The following is a 21672-nucleotide window of genomic DNA, read 5'->3' on the forward strand; positions in this document are numbered from 1 at the left end:
CCCCCGACCTGCCCGTGCTGCTCACCGCCCCCTACTTCGTCGAGGCACTCGGCCGCGCCCAGGACGCCTGGCGCCGCATCGTCGCCACCGCCGCGGCAGCCGGCATCCCCGCCCCCGCCTTCTCCTCGTCGCTCGCCTACTACGACGGCCTCCGCGCCGAGCGCCTCCCCGCCGCCCTCGTCCAAGGACAACGCGACTTCTTCGGCGCGCACACCTACCAGCGCACCGACAAACCCGGCACCATCCACACCCTCTGGTCCGGCGACCGCACCGAGATCGAAGCCCAAGACACCCACTGACCGTCCCGTGTGACGCGGTGCGGTCGTGAGACAGGCGTCGACGGTTCCCTTCCCGCCCTCATCACAAACGTCGACGGCGCTCCCGCTCGCCGCGCGAAGACTTCACCCGTGACGGGGGACGAGTCGAGGGCGGCTCGGTCGTAGGCTCGCGTCGTCGTCGGGACTGTGGTCCGCGAGACAGCCGCCGGTCGTCTCGGACGTAGATGGAAGGGGATAGCGATGGGCTCGAAGAATCTCGCGCTGGTGGTCGGTTCGTACGGTACCGAGGCAGCCGCCTCGGAGGACTATGACGCGCTGCGCAGCGGGCAGGACTCCGGCGGCTACGAGATCGTCGGCGCGGTGGTGCTCTCGCGCAGCGAGGACGGAAAGGTCCAGGTCAAGGAGCACGGTGACAAGTCCGTCGGTCACGGCGCTGCGTGGGGAGCCGGTGCGGGCGCGGTGCTCGGCCTGTTCGCCCCTCCGCTTCTCGCGGCGACCGCCGTCGGGGCGGGAGTGGGCGCGATCCTCGGCAAGATCCGGAAGAACCACGAGGAGAAGCAGTTCGGCGTCGACGTCGACGAGTACCTCGCACCGGGGACGTCCGCGGTCGTCGCCGTCGTCGATGACAAGTGGGCCGACCGGGTCGAAGAAGCACTCGACCGTGCGGACAAGCGCATCAGCAAAGCGATCGACTCGAACGACTATGAGCGGTTGCGCAAGGCGATCGAGGAGTCCGCTGACGATGTGATCGAGCAGATCAACTCGTAGCGCGCGGCTCGGTCCTGCGGCCGTCTTCTCACCCGCCGGGTGACCGAACGCGCGGCGCATCTCGCCGCGCGTCGCCCGGCCTCGAGCTGTCGCTACGCAGTCTCGGGGCGGGCGATGCGATCTTCCGGGGCAGCCTGCTCGAGTGTGGCGGTCGCCGCGCGACGGCCTTCGGCGATGAGGCGCGGTACGTCGCGCATCGTCCATTGCGCCATGCGCTCCATCTCGGGCTGGATGAGGATGACCGACGGATCGGCGACGAGGTCCGACAGCTTCGTGCTCGTGCGCATCATGCGCGCGTTCTCCCACTTGGCGTGAAGATGCACGACGATGACGCGATCGGCTCCGAGCTTGCGCGCGGCGAAAACCGGGACGTTGTCGACCAGACCCCCGTCGGCGAGCAGCCGGCCGCCGAGCCGCACGGGCGGGAGCAGTCCAGGCACCGCGATGGTGGCGCGCAGCGCCGCACTCAAGGGGCCGCTGTCGATGACGACGGCCCGGCGCGTGCGAAGATCGGTCGCCACCGCCCCGAACCTGCGCGGCAGGTCCTCGATCCGCGGGGCTTCGCCGTGCAGCCGATGGACGGCCTCCGCGACGACCTGGGTGTCGAGCAGCCCCCAGCGCGGCTGGAAGCTCCACTTCGCGATCCGGCTCCAGCGAAAGCGTCGCGCGATCTCTTCGAGTTCGTCTCCGCCGAGCCCCGACGCGAAGGCGGATCCGACGAGGGCGCCCGAGCTCGTGCCCGTCACGATTCCCGGACGCAGGCCTCGCTCTTCGAGCACCTGGAGCACGCCGACATGGGCGGCTCCGAACGCGCCGCCGCCGCTCAGGGTGATGCCGAGCCTGGCGTCATCGGCGATCGGGAGATCGGTGGACACGTGGCGAACGTACACCCGTGCGGGCCGCGCGCGGCTGGGGCGGCCTCAGTCCGTGCTGTGGGGCGGGATGCTCGGCAGGTGCGTGCTGTCGAGCGCGACCTCTTCGGCGGGCGCGACGTATGTCTGCCGGCGGCGCACGAGCGATCGCTCGTCCGGGCGGGCGACGGCGACCTCGCTCATCGGCGGGTCCACGACCGTGGCTCGAGCGGGACGGTACAGCCGAGCGCGCCTCTTCTGGTCGACGCGCTGAGTGTCGAGGATGAGCTCGTCCTCCGCGCGGCACCGCGCGCACTCGTCATTCGAGACGGTCCGCCGGTAGTGCGGCGACCACCCGCACGTGTGCGGCGGCGGCGCCTCATCGCGGAACATGCTTCGAGGGTAGCCGCGCTGCCTGTGTTGCGCGGGCAGCACACTCTCTCGGCGTCGGGCACGCTCGTTCGAGGAGCGCCGCATCGAGGGGCAGACCTGCGCGGGGTGAATCCTGTCAACCCCCTCCGGTCGCCCGCCGCACGCTCCTAGCGTGGAGCCCATGACTGATCTGAGTGGAAAGCGCGTCGCCTTCGTCGCGACCGACGGATTCGAAGACAGCGAGCTCACCTCCCCCTGGCAGGCGGTGACGGATGCCGGCGCGACGGCCGTACTGATCGCTCCCGAGCCGGGCGAGATCGAGGGCAAGAACGGCCACAAGCAAGCCGTGGACGAACTGACAGCTGACGTCGATGCCGGCGCCTTCGACGCGCTCGTGCTGCCGGGCGGAGTCGTCAACGCCGACCACCTGCGCATGGACGGCAACGCCGTCGATTTCGCGCGGGCGTTCTTCGAACAGCAGAAGCCGGTGGCGGCCATCTGCCATGCCGCTTGGACGCTCATCGAGGCGAAGGTCGTCGAGGGCCGCACGCTGACGAGCTACCCGAGTCTGCAGACCGACCTCCGCAACGCCGGCGCGACCTGGGTTGACGAGGAGGTCGTCGTCGAGGACGGCCTGGTCACGAGCCGCACCCCCGACGACCTCCCTGCGTTCAACGCGAAGGTCGTCGAGGAGATCGCCGAGGGCCGGCACTCCGCGCAGAGCGCCTGACCCGGACGAGAGGCCTGGCCCGCATCGGCCGGGTGAGGCCTCTCCTCGCGACAGCTCCGCCCGCGACTGCTCTGGTGCGGCCGGAGAATGTTCACTAGGGTCCGAGCCATGACGCCCCAGATCGGTGTGGACGGGCCGGCTTCGGATGCTCTGCTGCGCGCAGGGCGGTTCTTCACGAGGTGGGACGAGACCGCCGATCATCGCGCTGCCTTCCTCGAAGGAGGCCGCGACGGGGACGCCTTCTATCGCGATCGGTGGAGTCACGACAAGGTGGTGCGGTCGACTCACGGGGTGAACTGCACGGGCTCCTGTTCGTGGAAGGTGTACGTGAAGGACGGCATCATCACGTGGGAGGCCCAGGAGACCGACTATCCGAGCGTCGGCCCCGACCGTCCCGAGTACGAGCCCCGCGGGTGCCCCCGCGGGGCTGCCTTCTCCTGGTACACCTACTCGCCGACGCGGGTGCGCTACCCGTACGTGCGCGGCGTGCTCCTCGAGGAGTACCGCGCGGCGAAGGCCCGAGGCAACGACCCGGTCGAGGCGTTCGGCGAGATCACCCGGAATCCCGAGACGCGGCGCCGCTACCAGCTGGCCCGCGGCAAGGGCGGTCTCGTGCGCGCATCGTGGCGCGAGGCGGTCGAACTCGTCGCGGCCGGCTACGTCCACACGATCAAGGAGTACGGGCCCGACCGGGTCGCCGGCTTCTCGCCCATCCCGGCGATGTCGATGGTGTCGCACTGCATCGGCACTCGCTTCACGCAGCTCGTCGGCGGCGTGATGACCTCGTTCTACGACTGGTACGCCGACCTTCCCGTCGCCAGCCCCCAGGTGTTCGGCGACCAGACCGACGTGCCCGAGTCGGGCGACTGGTGGGATGCGACCTACCTCATGATGTGGGGGTCGAACGTGCCGGTCACCCGCACACCCGACGCCCACTGGATGGCCGAGGTGCGGTACCGCGGTACGAAGGTTGTGACGGTCAGCCCCGACTACGCCGACAACACGAAGTTCGCCGACGAGTGGCTGCCGTGCCAGGCGGGCACCGATGCCGCCCTCGCGATGGCGATGGGGCACGTCGTGCTCAAGGAGAACTACGTCGACCGCCGCGTGCCGTTCTTCGCCGACTTCGCGCGCCAGTACACCGACCTGCCGCACCTCGTGCGCCTCGTCGAGCGCGACGGCGCCTACGTGCCGGGCACGTTCCTGACGTCGAAGGACCTCGGCGGTGACACTCCCGAGGATGAGTGGAAGACGGTGGTGCTGGATGCCGCGTCCGGCGCCCCGCGCGTGCCGAACGGCTCGATGGGGTTCCGCTACGCCGCATCGGGGGAGGGTCTCTGGAACCTCGATCTCGAGGGAGTCGAGCCGGCCCTGTCGATCGGCGACGCGCCTCAGGACGCCGATAACGTCGAGGTCCTCCTGCCGCGGTTCGACTCCGCCGACGGCTCGGGCGAGGTGCTGCGCCGGGGGGTCCCGGCGACGCGGGTCGGCGGCATCCTGGTGACCACAGTCCTCGATCTGCTGCTCGCTCAGTACGGCGTTCCCCGCGAAGGGCTGCCGGGCGAGTGGCCGAGTGGCTACGACGATGCCGACTCCCCGTACACTCCCGCATGGCAGGAGGAGATCACCGGTGTGCCGGCACAGGCGTGCACGCGCATCGCCCGGGAGTTCGCGGCGAACGCGGCCGAGTCGAACGGCCGGTCGATGATCATCATGGGTGCCGGCATCTGCCAGTGGTTCCACGGCGACGCGACCTACCGCTCGATCCTCGCGCTCCTCATCCTCACGGGTTCCATGGGGCGCAACGGCGGCGGGTGGGCGCACTACGTCGGGCAGGAGAAGTGCCGGCCGATCACCGGCTGGCTGTCGCTTGCGAATGCGCTCGACTGGAGTCGTCCACCGCGCACGATGATCGGCACAGCGTACTGGTACATGCACACCGACCAGTGGCGCTTCGACGGGTACTCCGCCGATGCGCTGGCATCGCCGCTCGCCGAGGGCAATCTCGCCGGCATGCACACGGCCGACACGATCGCCCAGTCCGCACGCCTCGGCTGGATGCCCTTCTACCCGCAGTTCGACGTCAACCCGCTCGACCTCGCCGACCAGGCCGACGCAGCGGTGGCGAACGGAGAGGCGGCGGATGCCGCATCCTACGTCGCCTCACAGCTCCGGTCCGGCGAGCTGCAGCCGGCCATCGCCGACGTCGACGCCCCCGAGAACTGGCCGCGCCTGCTCACCCTGTGGCGCTCGAATCTCATGGGGTCGAGCGCGAAGGGCAACGAGTACTTCCTCAAGCACCTGCTCGGCACGCACAGCAACGTCATGGCGACCGATGAAGCCGCCGTGCGGCCGAACGATGTGAAGTGGCACGACAAGATCCCGGAGGGGAAACTCGACCTGCTGGTCTCGGCCGACTTCCGCATGACCTCGACGACCCTCCTCTCGGACGTCGTGTTCCCCGCAGCGACCTGGTACGAGAAGCACGACCTGTCGTCGACCGACATGCATCCGTTCGTGCACGCGTTCACCCCGGCGATCGACCCGCCGTGGGAGGCGAAGAGCGACTTCGATCTGTTCCACGCCATCGCCGTCGAGTTCTCGGCGCAGGCTCGGACGCACCTCGGCACGCGCAGGGATCTCGTCTCCGTGCCGATGCAGCACGACACTCCCGGCGAGACGTCGCAGCCGGGCGGGGCGGTGCGGGACTGGTCGCGCGGTGACGGCGTCGGCGTCCCCGGCAAGACGATGCCGCAGTTCACCGTTGTCGAGCGCGACTACACCGCGATCGCCGACAAGCTCGCCACCGTCGGACCCCTCGCCGACGAGCTCGGCTTCACCATCAAGGCCGTGACCTACGACGTCTCGCACGAGGTCCAGCGGCTGGCGCAGAAGAACGGCGTGATGCTCGGCGGCGCCGCTGAGGGGCGTCCGGCGATCGACACGGACGTCAAGATGGCCGAGGCGATCCTGGCGTTCTCCGGGACGACGAACGGCGAACTCGCCTCGCAGGGGTTCCGCACGCTCGAGAAGCGCGTCGGCAAGCCGCTGGCCGACCTCGCGGAGGGCTCGGAGGAGAAGCGCATCACGTTCGCCATGACCCAGGCGGCACCCGTGCCCGTCATCACCTCGCCGGAGTGGTCGGGATCGGAGACGGGTGGGCGCCGTTACGCGCCGTTCACGGTCAACATCGAGCGGCTCAAGCCCTTCCACACACTCACCGGCCGGATGCACTTCTACCTCGATCACGCGTGGATGCGCGACCTCGGCGAGGCCTTGCCCATCTATCGCCCGCCGCTGGACATGAACCGCCTGTTCGGCGAGCCCAAGCTCGGACCCGACGGCGCGCAGCAGGTCGTGGTGCGCTATCTCACGCCCCATTCGAAGTGGTCGATCCACTCGGAGTACCAGGACAACCTCTTCATGCTGTCGCTCTCGCGCGGCGGCCCGACGGTGTGGATGAGCCCAGCGGATGCCGCGGCCATCGGTGCCGCCGACAACGACTGGGTCGAGTGCGTGAACTCCAACGGCGTGCTCGTCGCGCGGGCGATCGTGTCGCACCGCATGCCGACCGGCGTCGTGTACGTGCACCACGCGCAGGAGCGCACGATCGACGTGCCCAAGTCCGAGGCGACCGGTCGGCGGGGCGGCATCCACAACTCCGTCACGAGGCTGCTGGTCAAGCCGACGCACCTCATCGGCGGGTACGCGCAGCTGTCGTACACGTTCAACTATCTCGGCCCGACGGGCAACCAGCGCGACATGGTGGCCACGGTGCGCCGCCGCTCGCAGGAGGTGACGTACTGATGCGTGTGATGGCCCAGATGGGCATGGTGATGAACCTCGACAAGTGCATCGGGTGTCACACCTGCTCGGTCACGTGCAAGCAGGCGTGGACGAACCGCGCGGGAACCGAGTACGTGTGGTTCAACAACGTCGAGACGCGCCCCGGTCAGGGCTATCCGCGCCGCTACGAGGACCAGGAGCAGTGGCGCGGCGGTTGGACGCTCAACAAGCGCGGACGCCTGGCGCTGCGAACGGGCAGTCGCCTGAAGCGTCTGCTCACGATCTTCTCGTCGCCGGTGCAGCCGAAGCTCGCCGACTACTACGAGCCCTGGACGTACGACTACGAGACCCTGATCGACGCACCGCTCGGCGACGACTTCCCGGTGGCACGGCCGAAGTCTCTCATCACCGGTGAGGACACGAAGATCACGTGGTCGGCGAACTGGGACGACGACCTGGGAGGTGCATCGGAGATGGGGCATCTCGACCCCATCGTCGAGCGGGTGCGGCGCGAGTCGGAAGACAAGATCAAGCTGCAGTTCGAGAAGACCTTCATGTTCTATCTGCCGCGCATCTGCGAGCACTGCCTGAACCCGTCGTGCATGGCGTCCTGCCCGTCGGGCGCGATCTACAAGCGCGCCGAGGACGGGATCGTGCTCGTCGATCAGGACCGCTGCCGCGGCTGGCGCCAATGCATCACGGGTTGCCCGTACAAGAAGATCTACTTCAATCACAAGACCGGCAAGGCCGAGAAGTGCACGCTCTGCTACCCGCGCCTCGAGGTCGGCATCCCCACGGTCTGCTCCGAGACGTGTGTCGGGCGCCTCCGCTACCTCGGTCTCTTCCTCTACGACGCCGACCGCGTCACTGAGGCGGCCTCGACACCCGACCCCCAGGACCTCTACGAAGCGCAGCTCGACCTGATGCTCGACCCGGATGACCCCGAGGTCATTGCGGCGGTGCGCGCACAGGGCGACATCCCCGAGGACTGGATGGATGCCGCGCGCCGGTCTCCCGTCTACGCCCTGGCGAAGACCTACCGGGTGGCGCTGCCGCTGCACCCGGAGTACCGCACGATGCCGATGGTCTGGTACATCCCGCCGCTGTCGCCCATCGTCGACCTGCTGCGCGACCAGGGTCATGACGCCGAAGCGGCGGGCACGCTGTTCGGTGCCATCGAGGCTCTGCGCATCCCGGTCGAGTACCTCGCCGAGCTCTTCACCGCCGGAGATGCCCATCTCATCACCATCGTGCTTCGGCGCCTCGCCGCCATGCGCGCGTACCTTCGCGACATCACGCTCGACCGGGAGCGCGACGAGTCGATTCCGCAGGCGGTCGGGATGACCGGCGATTCCATCTACGAGATGTATCGCCTGCTCGCCATCGCGAAGTACGAGGACCGCTATGTCATCCCCACAGCGCACTACGAGCGAGCCCACGAGCTGGAAGAGCTGGGCTGCTCGCTCGACTTCGACGGCGGGCCTTACGGGAACGAGTCGGGCATGTTCGGCGAGGCGAGCGGGCGGCCCGTCCCGGTCGCGGTCGAGACCTTCCAGGCGCTCAAGGAGCGGCAGACGTCCGACTCGGCGGCGAGCGGCGAGTCACTGCGAGGACGCGTCAACCTCCTGAACTGGGACGGCAACGGGGCGCCGCCCGGGTTGTTCCCGCCGCGAGACGACCGACCGGATGCCCCGGACGAGGGCACGCGATGAACGCCCGAGTGGTCCACCAGGCGGCGTCACTGTGCCTGAGCTACCCCGACGACGCGGTGCTCGGATCGGCGGCGATGATCGACGATGCCCTGCGCGAGGCGGCACCGCAGGCCGCGGCATCCTTCTCCCCGCTCCTCCACTGGTGGGCGACCACGCCGCCGGCCGAGGTGCAGTCCGCGTACGTCGACACCTTCGACATGTCGCGGCGCCACGCGCTCTACCTGAGCTACTGGACGGATGGCGACACCCGCCGTCGCGGGGCCGTGCTCGCCGACCTGAAGCGCCGGTACCGCGAGCAGGGGCTGGCGATCGACGGCACGGGCGAGCTGCCCGACTTCCTGCCGCTCGTGCTCGAGTTCGCCCGGCACGCCCCGCGCGAGGGGGCGGCACTGCTCCAGGAGTACCGGCCGAGCCTCGAACTCATCCGCCTCGCCCTCGGTGACCGCGGATCGCCGTACGCCGGCGTCGTCGCTGCCGTGTGCGACACGCTTCCGGGACGCTCGCCCGCCGACCGCCAGCAGGCGATGGCGATGGCCGCAGCCGGACCGCCGCGCGAGTCCGTCGGTCTCGATCCGCACGACCCGCGGCTGCTGCCGCTCGAACCGGTCGGGAGACGCTGATGGACCTGTTCCTGTGGGGCATCCTGCCGTACATCATGGTCGCGGTGCTCGTGGGCGGCACGATCTGGCGCTACCGCTATGACCAGTTCGGCTGGACGACGCGCTCATCCCAGCTGTACGAATCACGTCTGCTGCGGATCGGCTCCCCGCTGTTCCACTTCGGGATCCTCGTCGTCGTCATCGGTCACGTCGTCGGGCTCGTCATCCCGAAGGCATGGACGGACGCCTTCGGCGTCTCGGAGGACATGTACCACCTCGCCGCGCTCGGCCTCGGCACGATCGCGGGATTCGCGACCCTCGTCGGAGTCGGCATCCTGATCTACCGGCGTCGCACCACCGGACCGGTGTTCATGGCGACGACGAAGAACGACAAGACGATGTACGTCGTCCTCGTGGCGGCGATCGTCGCGGGACTCGCGACGACGGTGCTGAGCGTCATCGGCCCGCCGCACGAGCTCAGCTACCGCGAGACGGTGGCACCCTGGTTCCGCTCGCTCTTCGTCTTCCAGCCCGACATCGCGGCGATGAGCGAGGCCTCGCTCGACTTCAAGGTCCATACCGTGATCGGCATGCTCCTCTTCATGATCTGGCCGTTCACGCGGCTCGTTCACGCGTTCACCGCGCCGGTGCACTATCTCTTCCGCCCGTACATCGTGTACCGCTCGCGCGACGGACGACCGACGACGGCGCGCGGCATCCGCCGCGGCTGGGCGCCCGTCGGGACGACGGACCGCACCCCCGACCGCAAGGCCGGCCGCAGCGGCACCAAGACCGGAGGACGACGATGAGAGTGGATGCCGCGGGCGTGGCGGGCGGTACCGTTCAGGCGCTGCCCGGCCGCACCAAGAACCTTCTGCTGGCGCTGCTGGCGTTCACGATCACGTTCTGGGCCTGGAACCTCGTGGCTCCCCTCGGCGTGCAGTACACCGCCGAGATGGGTCTGGACTCGACGCAGGCGTCGCTGCTCATCGCGACGCCTGTGCTCGTCGGCTCGCTGGGGCGCATCCTCACCGGCGCCTTCACCGACCGGTTCGGCGGGCGCCTGATGTTCACCGTGCTCACGGCGGCCTCGGCCGTGCCCGTCGTCCTCGTGGCGGTGGCGGGGGTCATGGGGTCGTACGCCCTGATGCTCGCGTTCGGGTTCCTGCTCGGCATCGCCGGAACGACGTTCGCCATCGGCATCCCGTTCGTCAACGCCTGGTACGAGCCGTCGAAGCGCGGGTTCGCGACGGGCCTCTTCGGCGCGGGCATGGGCGGCACTGCTCTGTCGGCGTTCTTCACACCGCGCATGGTGGCGTGGTTCGGCTATGTCCCGACCCACCTCATCATGGCCGGCGCCCTCCTCGTCGTCGCACTCATCGTGTGGCTGTTCATGCGGGACTCGCCGCGATGGAAACCCAACACCGCCCCAGTGATGCCGAAGCTCAAGGCGGCGTCGAAGCTCGCGGTGACCTGGCAGATGGCGTTCCTGTACGCCGTGACCTTCGGTGGCTTCGTCGCGTTCTCCACCTACTTGCCGACGTATCTCAAGGAGGTCTACGGCTACGACCTCGCCGACGCCGGTGCGCGCACGGCCGGGTTCGCCATCGCCGCCGTGATCGCACGGCCCGTCGGCGGGTGGCTGTCCGACCGCATCGGGCCGGCGACCGTGCTCGGCATCTCGCTGGGCGGCGCGGCCGTGATGGCCGTGGTGATCGCCACGCAGCCGCCGCCCGAGCTGGCGGCGGGCACCTCCTTCGTGCTCATGGCGCTCGCCCTCGGTCTGGGCACCGGCGCTGTCTTCACGTGGGTGGCTCAGCGCGCCCCGGCCGAGAAGGTGGGCACGGTGACAGGGATCGTCGGCGCAGCCGGCGGACTGGGCGGCTACTTCCCGCCGCTCGTGATGGGGGCGACGTACAACGCCGAGGCCCACAGCTACACGATCGGGCTCAGCCTTCTCTGCCTGACCGCGTTGGTCGCGCTGGGCTTCACGATCTTCCTCGCACGACGGGGGCGTCGCGCGGAGTGAGAACGGTGCCTCGGGTCACTGCTCGAGGAAGCGCACCGGCAGGTCCGCGATGTCGAGGCCCGATGCCCGCAGGAGCTCCTCGATCGCGGCGTGCTGCGTCTCCGGCGCGACGATCTGCACCCTCGCCTGCCCGTTCGTCTCTCGGCCGTCGGCCCAGAAGCTGTTCACGGCGTGTTCGTCGGCGAGCTCGGTGAGCAGCGCGAGATACCGGTCGCCCTCATCCGGCGGAACGGCAACCCCGAGCGAGGACGAGTTGATCTCCACCACGGTCCCGGAGTCGAGACCGGCCGCGGCGACGAGATCCGCGGCGTGCGCGACGAGCGGAAGGAGATGCCCGAATCCGGCGGACCGCGCTTCCTCGACCTCGACGAACGCGAACCTGGTCTCGTCCCACCTCGCCGGCTGAACGGCGAGCCCGGGTGCGACCCGGTCGAGCTCGTCGACGACCTCGACGGCATCGAACCCGAAGTCCGGGCACCGCGTGCCGCCGCTGACCGCGCTCGGGGAGGGCGAGTCGCCGTTCACCGACACGTCCGTACCCGACGGCGTGCGCACGTGGAACGACCACAGGACCGCGTCGGGGTACCCGGTCGTGCACGCGGCGTCGAGCAGTCCGGGGAGACCCGCCTGGTCCACGGTCACCGCCATCCACGACGTCGGGTTCGAGAACGTCGGCGCCTCGACCCAGCGCTCCTTCTGGACGGAGTCGACACCGGGGAGGGTGTCGATCACGCTCGCGAGCTCGTCGAACTCTGCACTCGGCCTGTCGAAGTGCTCCTCGTTGACCATCCAGGCGAACAGCACCAGGGCGGCGACGACGAGGCCGACGAGCGCGACCACCAGGAACGTGACTCCGACCCGTGCGGCGGTCTTCCCGTGAGGGCGACGACCGGCGGGGTCGGCACCCGTCTCAGGCGAGAGCGTCGTCACCATGTCGCACCGCCTCCCGACGGATCTGGGGCTCGTCGCCTCGAACCTACCGCGTGCCGGGCGGATCCGTCCCGGCGATCTTCGCGGAACCCGTGGACGGTGACCCCCAACGGGGCTACTGTCGCGGTGTCGTCGAAGCTCTCGCAGAGGGGCGGTGCCGTCATCTCCCACGCCAGTGCCGCGCGCTCGATGCCCACCCCGCAGCGGGTGCAGGGCACCTATTACACGCTGATGCTCGGCAACACGCTCGCCGCCTCATTCATCTGGGGCGTGAACACCCTCTTCCTGCTCGACGCCGGACTGTCGAATCTCGAGGCGTTCTCGGCGAACGCGTTCTTCACGGCCGGCATGCTGATCTTCGAGATCCCCACCGGCGTCGTGGCCGACACGGTCGGTCGACGGGCGTCCTACCTGCTCGGGACGATCACGCTGGCGGTCACGACCGTCATGTACTGGCTGCTGTGGGTGTGGCAGTCGCCGTTCTGGGCGTGGGCGATCGTGTCGGTGCTGCTCGGGCTCGGCTTCACCTTCTTCTCCGGCGCGGTGGATGCCTGGCTCGTCGATGCACTGAAGGCGACGGGCTACGCCGGCAGCCTCGAGACCGTGTTCGGGCGCGCGCAGATCGTCGGCGGCATCGCGATGCTGTCGGGCTCGGTGCTCGGGGGCATCGTCGCGCAGGCGACGAACCTGGGCGTGCCGTTCGTGATCAGAGGCGCCATCCTGCTGCTGATGTTCGTGGTTGCCGCCCTGCTGATGCGCGACCTCGGTTTCACGCCGGATCGCAGCGAGACGCCGCTGCGCGCGACGCGCACGGTCCTGCGCGCCTCGTTCCGGTACGGGCTGGGTGACCCGCCGGTGCGCTGGCTCATGCTCGCCAGCCCGTTCACCGCCGGCGTCGGCATCTACGTCTTCTATGCGCTCCAGCCCTATCTGCTCGAGCTCTGGGGTGACGAGGAGGCGTACACGGTGGCCGGGCTCGCCGCCGCGCTGCTGTCGGGAGCGGCGATCGTCGGCGGGGCGCTGGCCCCGTGGGTGCGCAGGCTCTTCCGTCGTCGGACGTCGGCGATCCTGCTGGCCACCGTCGCGAGTGCGCTCGTGCTGCTCGGCCTGGGACTGGTGCGCAATTTCTGGTTCGCGATCGTGCTGGTGGCGCTGTGGGGCATCGCGTCCGCGATCGACGACCCTGTGCACCGCGCATACCTCAACGACATGATCCCGTCGAAGCAGCGGGCGACGGTGCTGTCGTTCGATTCGCTGATGGGCTCGGGTGGCGGTGTGGTGATCCAGCCGGTGCTGGGACGAGCGGCGGATGTCGGGGGCTACGGCACCTCGCTCATCTGGAGCGGCGTCATCTCGGCCGTCGCGATCCCGTTCGTCCTCCTGAGCAGGGCGCAGAACGCCCCTGCCGACACCGCCAGGGAGGTCACCGCGGACCCGCAGGCATGAGGTGGTCGCACGCCATGATCGGCCGCGCCGCTCACCATCGCCCGATGCGGGTGATGCCCCACCGGAGGCATCCCCCCTACGCTCCAGTCCTGTGACCGGGGGGCCGCATCCTCGCCGCTGCGGGGCCCTCGGCCGGACGACACGGACTGTGGACGAGAGGGCATCGAGATGACCGAAGAGAAGAAGACATCGATCGTAGGACACCCGCTTCCTCCCGCCCGGTCACTGCCGTTCCCCCCGAAACCGTCGGGCAGCTATGCCGGTCGCACCCTCGCCGAGTCGACCTATTCACCTCTTCCGCCCGAGCAGCACCTCGGTGACGACGCACCGAACATCCTGGTGATCCTCATCGACGACGCCGGGCCTGCGCTGCCGGCGCCGATCGGCGGCAAGATCGATACTCCGACCCTCGAACGCATCCGCGGGGCCGGCATCGGCTACAACCGCTTCCACACCACCTCGATGTGCTCGCCGACCCGCGCGTCTCTGCTCACCGGTCGCAACCACCACCGCGTCGGGGCGGGACAGATCGCCGAGCTCGCCAACGACTGGGATGGCTACTCGGGGCACATCCCCAAGAGCAGCGCGACGATCCCCGAAGTGCTGCGTAACTACGGCTACTCGACCGCGGCGTGGGGCAAGTGGCACAACACCCCCGCCGAAGAGACGACGAAGGCGGGACCCTACGAGAACTGGCCGACCGGAAACGGGTTCGAGTACTTCTACGGCTTCCTCGCGGGTGAGGCGTCGCAGTACGAACCGAACCTCGTGCGCAATACCACGAGCGTCTTGCCGCCGAAATCGCCGGAAGAGGGCTACCACCTCAGCGAGGACATCGCCGACGACGCCATCGCGTGGCTGCGCGACCACAAGGCGCTCTCACCCGACAAGCCGTTCTTCATGTACTGGGCGACCGGCGCCATCCACGGGCCGCACCACGTCCACAAGGAGTGGGCCGACAAGTACAAGGGCGTCTTCGATGATGGATGGGACGCCTACCGCGAAGACGCCCTCGCCGGTGCGAAGGCGGCGGGCTGGGTGCCCGACGACGCCGTGCTGACCCCGCGGCCCGAGTCGCTGCAGGGCTGGGACGAGATCCCCGATCACCAGAAGCCGTTCCAGGCGCGGCTCATGGAGCTGTGCGCAGGATTCGGCGAGCACGCCGACGTGCAGGCCGGCCGCGTGGTCGACGAGCTGGAGCACCTCGGCTACGCCGACAACACCATCGTGGTCTACATCTGGGGTGACAACGGGTCTTCGGGCGAGGGCCAGAACGGCACGATCAGCGAGCTGCTCGCGCAGAACATGATCCCGACGACGGTCGACCAGCACATCGCCGCGCTCGAGGAGCTCGGCGGTCTCGACGCCCTCGGCACTCCGGCGACCGACAACCAGTACCACGCGGCGTGGGCCTGGGCGGGTTCGTCGCCGTACCAGGGCATGAAGCTCATGGCATCGCACCTGGGCGGCACGCGCAACCCGATGTTCATCCGCTGGCCCGCGCGGATCGCGCACGATCCCGAGCCGCGCACGCAGTTCCACCACGTGATCGACCTGGCGCCGACGATCTACGAGATCCTCGGCATCTCGCACCCCGACACCGTCAACGGCATCCCGCAGGACCCCATCGACGGCACGAGCTTCGCGTACTCGATCGACGAGAAGACCGCCGAAGGCCGCCATCGCGTGCAGTACTTCGAGATCATGGCGAGCCGCTCCATCTACGAGGACGGCTGGATGGCGTCGACCACCGGACCGCGCCTGCCGTGGGTTCCCGGAGCGCCGCCGGGAATGAAGACGTGGACGCCCGACCACGACGTGTGGGAGCTCTACAACCTCGACGAGGACTGGAGTCAGGCACACGACCTCGCCGACCAGCACCCCGAGAAGGTGGCGGCGCTGAAGGAGCTGTTCGCGATCGAGGCGGCGAGGAACAAGGTGCTGCCGATCGGAGGCGGCCTGTGGGTCGTGCCGTTCCACCCCGAGCTGCGCATCTCGCCGCCGTACACCGAGTGGGACATGACCGGCGACACCGTGAGAGTGCCCGAGTTCTGCGCGCCGGCGCTCGGGAACAAGCCCAACACGGTGTCGATGGAGGTGACCGTCGGCGAGAAGGCGAACGGCGTGCTCTACAAGCTCGGCGGGGCAGGGGGCGGTCTGACGGCGTTCGTCGTGGACGGCATCCTGACCTATGAGTACAACCTGTTCCTCGTGCAGCGCACCACGGTCGCGGCATCCGATCCCCTTCCGGCGGGCGATCACGCGATCGAGATCGAGACGTCCTATGTGGAGCCGCGCCCGGGCGGACCTCTCTCCGTGGTGCTGCGTGTCGACGGCGCCGAGGTCGCGGCAGGCACCGTCCCGGTCAGCGCGCCCCTGCTGTTCTCCGCAAACGACTGCCTCGACATCGGCCGCGCGTACGGCGGCGCCGTCTCGCGGGCGTACGCCGACCGGATGCCCTTCGCATTCGACGGCGAGATCGGGCGCGTACACGTGGCGTACACCGTGCCGGCGAAGGCCTGAGCCGAGGATGCGGGCGACTCCGGGTCGCCCGCGGCCGCTGGGTCGCGTCGCGTCGGTCGCTAGCCGTGGAAGGGACACCTCCCGCCGGAGGCTGCGGCGCGCACCTTGCCGCCCGACGACGGCTTGGTCGGCAGCCTGCGACGGTTCACGCCCAGACCCTGCGCGAGGACCGTGAGCCGCGGGTCGCTCAGCACGGCGATCGCCGCGGAGAGTCCGGCCAGCGCGAGCTTCTCGCCGGGGCAGCGGTGGCCGGTGCGCACCTCCGCTCCGCCGTGCGGGACGAAGGAGCTCAGAGCCTCGTAGTCGTCGACGCCGACGAACCGCTCGGGGTCGAAGTCGCCGGCGCGCACCCACGACGCGTCGTCGGTGTTCGAGCCGAAGATGTCGAGCACGACGCGTCCGCCCTTGCCCACACGGTGGCCGTCGAGTTCGACGTCGGCGATCGCCCACCCCGGCAGCATCGGCACGAAGGGCGACATGCGGCGCACCTCCTGCGCGAAGGCGAGGGCCAGCGGGCCGCCGACGAGCGAATCGCGCTCGCCGGTCTCGGCGGCGATGCGTGCTCGCCACCCAGGCTCCTCGTGCAGGCGCTTCGCCGCGAACGCCACGAACCGTGCGACGGCCACCATGGGACGGATGCTGTTCTGCAGCTCCACCCCGGCGAGTCGGGGTGTCAGCAGAGCACCGTCTCGGTCCGTGTGCCACGCCCACTCGGCGAGCGCCGTGCCCGGCGGTGCACTGAGCGAGCCGGCGCGGACCGCTTCGACGAGGCGTGCCGCGTGGCGGTCCGACCAGGCGCGGTTGAGCTGCGCCTGAACGAAGGCGGGGGAGTACGGCGCGCCGAACCCGTCGACGATCTGGGCGAGCCGCGCCGACCACCGGGTGCGCGCCGCCGCGGTGCCGGGCAGTCCCGCCCACGTCGTGATCGCGCGGCCGAGCGCCCCCACTGCCGCGTCGTATGCGGAGCGGCGACCGCCGGCGATCCAGTCCGCGAGCTCCGCCTGCCACTCGCGCTCGAGCAGCGGGGTGAGCCGCTCGACCTGGGCGTCGTCGTAGGCGACATCGACGAACGTGGCCTTGCGGTGACGGTGGTCCTCGCCGTCGAGGCTGTGCACGGAATCGTGCCCGAACAGGGTCTCCTGAACGATCGAGGGCATCGCACCGTGCCGTTCGACCAGCCGGTCGTCGTAGAAGACGTCGACGCCGTCGGCGCCTCGCACGAACAGCGCCTCCCGCCAGAGCAGCTGCATCGGAACAGCGCGCGCCCCCCGGCGCGCTCGTCGCCACAGGCTCGCGCTGAAGTCGTACCCGCGCAGGGCGAATCGGAGACCGTCGTCGATCAGCATTCCGCCACGCTCGCAGGTGCGCGGCGCCCGTGCCAGGGGGTGCGGCTCCCGCGGCGGCTGTGCTACACGGGCGCTTGGCGGGCCGCGGCGGCCTCGGTCGGCCGCGGCGGAGTCGGCCGCGGTGGCGCCTGTCGATTCAGACATTCCGGCGCTCGTCAAGGCCTCCCACCGTGTGCGGGAGGACTGGGATGCTGGGGCCGGCGTGTGGGGCGCTGGGCGAGTGCGAGGAGGCATGGCCATGGAGATGACGCGTGTGATCACCGGGGGCGATCCCCGGCCCGACCTCGTCTGGGTGGGCAACGGCGGTTGGGTGGCGTGCGACTCCCTCGCAGGCCACAGCGATCCCCATCGCGTGGTCGCCTACCTCGAGTGCAAAGACCAGATCGTCTACGTGCTCTGGGTGCACGGTCGTGCCGGCGTCGACGAATACCCCTCGCTGCGGGAGGCGCTGGCCGCCATCGCCGAGGGGATGCGCGTGCGGCGGGAGGGCAGGGCAGTGGAGACGGCGCCGGTCGCGGTTGCCGCGGCCTGACGTGGGCTCCCGGCGCGTCGTCAGTCGGGCAGGAAGTTCTCTCGTGCGAGCGGCGCCACCTCGAGCTCCGCAGCGTCAGCGCGCGTGATCCACCGCAGTTCGGCGATCTCGGCGCCGACCGTGGGACTCTGCGAGCCGATGTCGGCGGCGAACACATCGGCGACGACGAGGCAGCCGGGCTCATTGGCGGCTGCGGCGGTGAACGCGCCCAGCGAGCGGAGGTCGTCGACGGGGACGTGGATGCCGAGTTCTTCGGCGAGCTCGCGGCTGAGGGTCTCATCCGGTGACTCGCCCGGTTCGGGCTTGCCACCCGGCTGCATGAAAGCCGTCGTCCCCTCCTTGCGCACCAGCAGCAGTCGACCGTGCTCGTCGAGGATGACCGCGGCCGAGACATGGATGCGGCGGGGCTGCGTCGGCTCGTCGGGCAGGGTGGTCACCCCGGCACGCTAACAGGTCGCGCCCATACGGGCCGACGTAGAATCGCGTGTGCCTGACCAGACCCCCGCCGCCGACCTCCCGCCGAGCGGCATCGACCGTGCCGACCTCGAGACGACGCTCCGCGTCCTCGGGAGCATGGCCGGGCTCGACGAGACCCACCCCGACTTCATCGCCGTGCGGCGCGCGACCGCAGCCATGTTCAAGGCGGTCAAGAAGGAGCGGAGGCGAGAGATCCGCGAGGCGATCGCACAGGCGGACAAGGCGGTCGTCGCGGCGACGGCCACCGGAGCTCCCGACCGGATCGACGACGAGACGCGCGGCATCCCGATCAGCACGTCCACGACGGCACCGACGGCGGGCACGCTCATCAAGGCCCGCGGCTGCTACATCTGCAAGCAGCCGTACACGGTCGTCGACGCGTTCTACCACCAGCTCTGCCCCACCTGCGCGGCGATGAGCCACGAGAAGCGCAACGCCCGCACCGACCTCACCGGCAAGCGCGCCCTGCTGACAGGCGGCCGCGCGAAGATCGGCATGTACATCGCGCTGCGGCTGCTGCGCGACGGCGCGCACACGACGATCACGACCCGTTTCCCGCGCGACGCCGTGCGCCGTTTCAGCGGCCTGCCCGACGCCGCCGACTGGATCGACCGGCTCAAGATCGTCGGCATCGACCTGCGTGATCCGGCGCAGGTGATCGGCCTCGCCGACGAAGTCGCCGCCGCCGGGCCGCTCGACATCCTGATCAACAACGCGACGCAGACCGTGCGTCGCTCGCCGGGCGCGTACCAGCCGCTGGTCGACGCCGAGCTCGCGCCGCTGCCGTCCGGCCCTCTGCCCGAACTCGTCACGTTCGGTCACACGAACGACCAGCACCCACAGGCACTGGAGCGGTCGGTCACCGCGCATCCGATCCTCGCCGCCGCGGCCGCGCGCGCCGACGAGCTCACCGAGCAGGCGATGGCCGCGGGCTCGAGCTCGCTCGAACGCCTCGCGGCGGGCACGGCGATCGACGCGGGTGGGCTCATCCCCGACCTCGACCACTCGAACTCGTGGGTGCAGCGGGTGGACGAGGTCGACCCGCTCGAGATGCTCGAGGTGCAGCTCGCCAACACGACCGCGCCGTTCCTCCTCATCTCGCGACTGCGCCCGTCGCTCGCCGCCAGCCCGGCGCGGCGCACCTATGTGGTGAACGTCAGCGCGATGGAGGGTGTGTTCAACCGTGGCTACAAGGGGCCGGGGCATCCGCACACCAACATGGCGAAGGCAGCGGTCAACATGCTCACCCGCACGAGTGCGCGCGAGATGTTCGAGACCGACCGCATCCTGATGACGAGCGTCGACACCGGCTGGATCACCGACGAGCGCCCTCACCCGACGAAGGTGCGTCTCGCCGAGGAGGGCTTCCACGCCCCGCTCGACCTCGTCGACGGCGCGGCCCGCGTCTACGACCCGATCGTGCGCGGCGAGGCGGGCGAAGACCTGTTCGGCGTGTTCCTCAAGGACTACGCGCCCGGCGCATGGTGACGCTTCCCGAGCCCGGGCACCGGGTGGTCGTGCGCTACCTGCTGCCCTCGGGGCAGGCGACGGACGCGCTCGGAGAACTGCTGGAAGCGGATGCCGAGACCGTCGTCGTCGACGGCAAGCGCGGCATCGAGCGCATCGCACGGGCCGACATCATCGCGGCCAAGGAGGTTCCGCCGCCACCCGCTCCCCGACCTCGCATCGTCTAGGCTCGTCGGCTATGGCAGTCGGCGCGACCATCCACACCTTCGACGTGTCCCTGGCCGACGTCGATCGCGGTGTCTATGAAGACCTCACGCTGCGTGTGGCGCGGCATCCGTCCGAGACCGACGCGTTCATGATGACACGCGTACTCGCGTACTGCCTCGAGTACGAAGAGGGCATCGCGTTCAGCGAGGGCATCTCGGCGACCGACGAGCCGGCCGTGCTCGTGCGCGACCTCACCGGCCGCGTGATCGCGTGGATCGAGGTCGGCGCCCCCGACGCCGAGCGCCTGCACCAGGGCAGCCGGCTTGCCGAGCGCACCGTCGTGTACACGCATCGCGACCCCGCGAAGGTGATGGCGCCCTGGGCGGGGAAGCGCATCTACAACGCCGAGGGGATCGTGCTGCACAGCTTCGACCCCGGGTTCGTCGACGCGGCCGTCGCCGCGATCGCGCGGCGCAACACCATGACCCTCTCGGTCACCGAGCGCCAGCTCTACCTCGAGCTCAACGGCACCAGCACCTCGTCGGAGATCCACGACCACTCGCTCGCCTGAGTGCGCGCGAAGCCCGCGCCGCGGCTTCTCCGACCTTCCGCCACCGGCATCTCTCCTGAAGCTCGCGCGCTCCCTGTCAAACCGTCGGGAGATTTCGGCCTCTACGGCCCGCGCGCGCAACGCGCGACGGCGTTTCTCCCGACGGTTTGACCGCCGCCCGGCCTCACCCGCGGGGCAGGGGCGGCGCGCACTCGCGGGGCAGGGGCGGCGCGTGACGCGCGCAGTCCCAGGGGAAGGGCGCCGCCCCACGGGTGGAGAACGCTTCGCGGCGCGGGAGCATAAGCCTTACGCGCGCTCGCCGCAACGGGGCACCCCTGTGGGCGCAAGCGTCCTAATCTCGCCGCATGAGTTACGACAACGACGCGCGCACCGACCGGGATCGCACCGTGCACGACGCCGACACGGTTGCCGCCGCACCCGTGGCACCGGCGGACCTGTCGCACGGCCAAGCGCTCGCCGAGGAGCGCAACCGCTTCGGCGGTGTGAAGTTCGGCTCGGCGTTCTTCGGCTGGCTCGCTGCCTTCGGTGCGGTCGTCCTGCTCTCGGCCATCGTCGGCGCCGTCGGCGCCGCCATCGGCATCGAGACCGGCACCACGGTCGAAGAGGTCGCGGACGCGGCGTCCGACAACCCCGACACGGTAGGCATCGTCGGCGCCATCGCGATCGGGATCGCCCTGTTCGTCGCGTACCTCGCGGGCGGCTACGTCGCCGGGCGCATGGCGCGGTTCAGCGGCGCGGCGCAGGGCTTCGCCGTCTGGCTGTGGGGAATCGTCATCGCGATCGTGGTCGCGCTGCTCAGCCTGGCGGCCGGCAGCCGGTGGGACATCCTGTCGGCGCTCGACGGCTTCCCGCGCTTCCCGATGGACGCGACCGTGACAGGCATCATCACCGCCGTCGTGGCGGCGCTCATCACGCTCGGCGGCGCGATCCTCGGCGGCATCCTCGGGATGCGCTACCACCGCCGGGTCGATCGACTAGGCGTGGACCGCGACGCCGACGGCGTATGACCTAGAAGACCCTCGCAGGGACCATCCAGAGAAAGGAGAAC

General features: G+C 69.9%; 19 protein-coding genes and 1 pseudogene. 15 read left to right on the forward strand and 5 right to left on the reverse strand.

Going from position 1 to position 21672, the window contains the following annotated elements; all coding sequences use genetic code 11:
* A pseudogene (locus MK786_RS14250) lies at positions 1 to 299 on the forward strand (NADP-dependent phosphogluconate dehydrogenase); the annotation flags it as partial.
* 219 nt (positions 300 to 518) lie between these two features.
* Positions 519 to 1046, forward strand: a complete 528-nt coding sequence (locus MK786_RS14255; protein WP_241112903.1) for a DUF1269 domain-containing protein — start codon at positions 519 to 521, stop codon at positions 1044 to 1046.
* A gap of 92 nt (positions 1047 to 1138) precedes the next feature.
* On the opposite strand, the gene MK786_RS14260 is transcribed toward MK786_RS14255, so the two are convergent.
* Both MK786_RS14260 and MK786_RS14265 read right to left on the reverse strand, forming a co-directional pair.
* A complete protein-coding gene (locus MK786_RS14260; protein ID WP_241112904.1) occupies positions 1139 to 1921 on the reverse strand; it encodes a patatin-like phospholipase family protein in 783 nt (260 codons plus the stop codon).
* A 45-nt stretch (positions 1922 to 1966) separates the two neighbouring features.
* Positions 1967 to 2290: a hypothetical protein gene (locus MK786_RS14265; RefSeq protein WP_241112905.1), complete on the reverse strand. Its 324-nt coding sequence runs from the start codon at positions 2288 to 2290 to the stop codon at positions 1967 to 1969.
* A 160-nt stretch (positions 2291 to 2450) separates the two neighbouring features.
* On the opposite strand from MK786_RS14265, the gene MK786_RS14270 reads away from it, so the two are divergent.
* The 6 genes from MK786_RS14270 (at position 2451) to MK786_RS14295 (ending at position 11125) form a co-directional block, all read left to right on the forward strand.
* Positions 2451 to 2999, forward strand: a complete 549-nt coding sequence (locus MK786_RS14270) for a type 1 glutamine amidotransferase domain-containing protein (protein WP_241112906.1) — start codon at positions 2451 to 2453, stop codon at positions 2997 to 2999.
* A gap of 108 nt (positions 3000 to 3107) precedes the next feature.
* Positions 3108 to 6806, forward strand: coding sequence for a nitrate reductase subunit alpha (locus tag MK786_RS14275; RefSeq protein WP_241112907.1), 3699 nt, complete (start codon positions 3108 to 3110; stop codon positions 6804 to 6806).
* Positions 6806 to 8497 carry a nitrate reductase subunit beta gene (gene narH, locus MK786_RS14280; protein ID WP_241112908.1) on the forward strand — a complete coding sequence of 564 codons (1692 nt, stop codon included), beginning with the start codon at positions 6806 to 6808 and terminating at the stop codon, positions 8495 to 8497. The genes MK786_RS14275 and narH overlap by 1 nt, the downstream gene beginning before the upstream one ends.
* On the forward strand, positions 8494 to 9117 hold the full coding sequence (gene narJ / locus MK786_RS14285) for a nitrate reductase molybdenum cofactor assembly chaperone (RefSeq protein WP_241112909.1): 624 nt from the start codon (positions 8494 to 8496) through the stop codon (positions 9115 to 9117). Before narH ends, narJ begins: the two co-directional genes overlap by 4 nt.
* Entirely contained in the window at positions 9117 to 9905 is a 789-nt protein-coding gene (narI, locus tag MK786_RS14290) for a respiratory nitrate reductase subunit gamma (protein ID WP_241112910.1), read from the forward strand. Before narJ ends, narI begins: the two co-directional genes overlap by 1 nt.
* On the forward strand, positions 9902 to 11125 hold the full coding sequence (locus tag MK786_RS14295) for a NarK/NasA family nitrate transporter (RefSeq protein WP_277397634.1): 1224 nt from the start codon (positions 9902 to 9904) through the stop codon (positions 11123 to 11125). The genes narI and MK786_RS14295 overlap by 4 nt, the downstream gene beginning before the upstream one ends.
* 15 nt (positions 11126 to 11140) lie before the next feature.
* On the opposite strand, the gene MK786_RS14300 is transcribed toward MK786_RS14295, so the two are convergent.
* Positions 11141 to 12058: a hypothetical protein gene (locus MK786_RS14300; RefSeq protein WP_241112911.1), complete on the reverse strand. Its 918-nt coding sequence runs from the start codon at positions 12056 to 12058 to the stop codon at positions 11141 to 11143.
* 186 nt (positions 12059 to 12244) lie between these two features.
* Between MK786_RS14300 and MK786_RS14305 the strand changes: the two genes are divergently transcribed.
* Both MK786_RS14305 and MK786_RS14310 read left to right on the forward strand, forming a co-directional pair.
* Positions 12245 to 13501: an MFS transporter gene (locus MK786_RS14305; protein WP_241113031.1), complete on the forward strand. Its 1257-nt coding sequence runs from the start codon at positions 12245 to 12247 to the stop codon at positions 13499 to 13501.
* Positions 13502 to 13669: 168 nt separating this feature from the next.
* On the forward strand, positions 13670 to 16024 hold the full coding sequence (locus MK786_RS14310) for an arylsulfatase (RefSeq protein WP_241112912.1): 2355 nt from the start codon (positions 13670 to 13672) through the stop codon (positions 16022 to 16024).
* 59 nt (positions 16025 to 16083) lie between these two features.
* Here MK786_RS14310 and MK786_RS14315 read toward each other — a convergent pair whose 3' ends face one another.
* Positions 16084 to 17370 (reverse strand): cytochrome P450, encoded by a 1287-nt coding sequence (locus tag MK786_RS14315; protein WP_241112913.1) that lies wholly within the window; start codon positions 17368 to 17370, stop codon positions 16084 to 16086.
* 238 nt (positions 17371 to 17608) lie between these two features.
* On the opposite strand from MK786_RS14315, the gene MK786_RS14320 reads away from it, so the two are divergent.
* Positions 17609 to 17902, forward strand: a complete 294-nt coding sequence (locus tag MK786_RS14320) for a hypothetical protein (protein ID WP_241112914.1) — start codon at positions 17609 to 17611, stop codon at positions 17900 to 17902.
* Positions 17903 to 17922: 20 nt separating this feature from the next.
* Here MK786_RS14320 and MK786_RS14325 read toward each other — a convergent pair whose 3' ends face one another.
* Complete coding sequence (locus tag MK786_RS14325) at positions 17923 to 18339, reverse strand: NUDIX domain-containing protein (RefSeq protein ID WP_374200483.1); 417 nt, start codon at positions 18337 to 18339, stop codon at positions 17923 to 17925.
* 49 nt (positions 18340 to 18388) lie between these two features.
* On the opposite strand from MK786_RS14325, the gene MK786_RS14330 reads away from it, so the two are divergent.
* From MK786_RS14330 to MK786_RS14345, 4 genes are all read left to right on the forward strand, one after another.
* Positions 18389 to 19867 carry an SDR family NAD(P)-dependent oxidoreductase gene (locus MK786_RS14330; RefSeq protein WP_241112915.1) on the forward strand — a complete coding sequence of 493 codons (1479 nt, stop codon included), beginning with the start codon at positions 18389 to 18391 and terminating at the stop codon, positions 19865 to 19867.
* On the forward strand, positions 19861 to 20073 hold the full coding sequence (locus MK786_RS14335) for a hypothetical protein (RefSeq protein ID WP_241112916.1): 213 nt from the start codon (positions 19861 to 19863) through the stop codon (positions 20071 to 20073). The genes MK786_RS14330 and MK786_RS14335 overlap by 7 nt, the downstream gene beginning before the upstream one ends.
* Before the next feature lie 11 nt (positions 20074 to 20084).
* Entirely contained in the window at positions 20085 to 20624 is a 540-nt protein-coding gene (locus MK786_RS14340; RefSeq protein ID WP_241112917.1) for a YaeQ family protein, read from the forward strand.
* A gap of 344 nt (positions 20625 to 20968) precedes the next feature.
* On the forward strand, positions 20969 to 21631 hold the full coding sequence (locus tag MK786_RS14345; RefSeq protein ID WP_241112918.1) for a hypothetical protein: 663 nt from the start codon (positions 20969 to 20971) through the stop codon (positions 21629 to 21631).
* Positions 21632 to 21672 lie beyond the last annotated feature (41 nt).

The organism is Microbacterium sp. CFH 31415 (assembly GCF_022538185.1).
Classification (GTDB): Bacteria; Actinomycetota; Actinomycetes; order Actinomycetales; family Microbacteriaceae; genus Microbacterium.

What these genes read in the sequence shown, in the direction of transcription:
- MK786_RS14255 (WP_241112903.1), top strand. Translation starts at nt 519, where the DNA reads ATGGGCTCGAAGAATCTCGCGCTGGTGGTCGGTTCGTACGGTACCGAG.
- MK786_RS14265 (WP_241112905.1), bottom strand. Translation starts at nt 2,290, where the DNA reads ATGTTCCGCGATGAGGCGCCGCCGCCGCACACGTGCGGGTGGTCGCCG.
- MK786_RS14270 (WP_241112906.1), top strand. Translation starts at nt 2,451, where the DNA reads ATGACTGATCTGAGTGGAAAGCGCGTCGCCTTCGTCGCGACCGACGGA.
- MK786_RS14275 (WP_241112907.1), top strand. Translation starts at nt 3,108, where the DNA reads ATGACGCCCCAGATCGGTGTGGACGGGCCGGCTTCGGATGCTCTGCTG.
- narH (WP_241112908.1), top strand. Translation starts at nt 6,806, where the DNA reads ATGCGTGTGATGGCCCAGATGGGCATGGTGATGAACCTCGACAAGTGC.
- narJ (WP_241112909.1), top strand. Translation starts at nt 8,494, where the DNA reads ATGAACGCCCGAGTGGTCCACCAGGCGGCGTCACTGTGCCTGAGCTAC.
- narI (WP_241112910.1), top strand. Translation starts at nt 9,117, where the DNA reads ATGGACCTGTTCCTGTGGGGCATCCTGCCGTACATCATGGTCGCGGTG.
- MK786_RS14295 (WP_277397634.1), top strand. Translation starts at nt 9,902, where the DNA reads ATGAGAGTGGATGCCGCGGGCGTGGCGGGCGGTACCGTTCAGGCGCTG.
- MK786_RS14300 (WP_241112911.1), bottom strand. Translation starts at nt 12,058, where the DNA reads ATGGTGACGACGCTCTCGCCTGAGACGGGTGCCGACCCCGCCGGTCGT.
- MK786_RS14305 (WP_241113031.1), top strand. Translation starts at nt 12,245, where the DNA reads ATGCCCACCCCGCAGCGGGTGCAGGGCACCTATTACACGCTGATGCTC.
- MK786_RS14310 (WP_241112912.1), top strand. Translation starts at nt 13,670, where the DNA reads ATGACCGAAGAGAAGAAGACATCGATCGTAGGACACCCGCTTCCTCCC.
- MK786_RS14315 (WP_241112913.1), bottom strand. Translation starts at nt 17,370, where the DNA reads ATGCTGATCGACGACGGTCTCCGATTCGCCCTGCGCGGGTACGACTTC.
- MK786_RS14320 (WP_241112914.1), top strand. Translation starts at nt 17,609, where the DNA reads ATGGAGATGACGCGTGTGATCACCGGGGGCGATCCCCGGCCCGACCTC.
- MK786_RS14335 (WP_241112916.1), top strand. Translation starts at nt 19,861, where the DNA reads ATGGTGACGCTTCCCGAGCCCGGGCACCGGGTGGTCGTGCGCTACCTG.
- MK786_RS14340 (WP_241112917.1), top strand. Translation starts at nt 20,085, where the DNA reads ATGGCAGTCGGCGCGACCATCCACACCTTCGACGTGTCCCTGGCCGAC.
- MK786_RS14345 (WP_241112918.1), top strand. Translation starts at nt 20,969, where the DNA reads ATGAGTTACGACAACGACGCGCGCACCGACCGGGATCGCACCGTGCAC.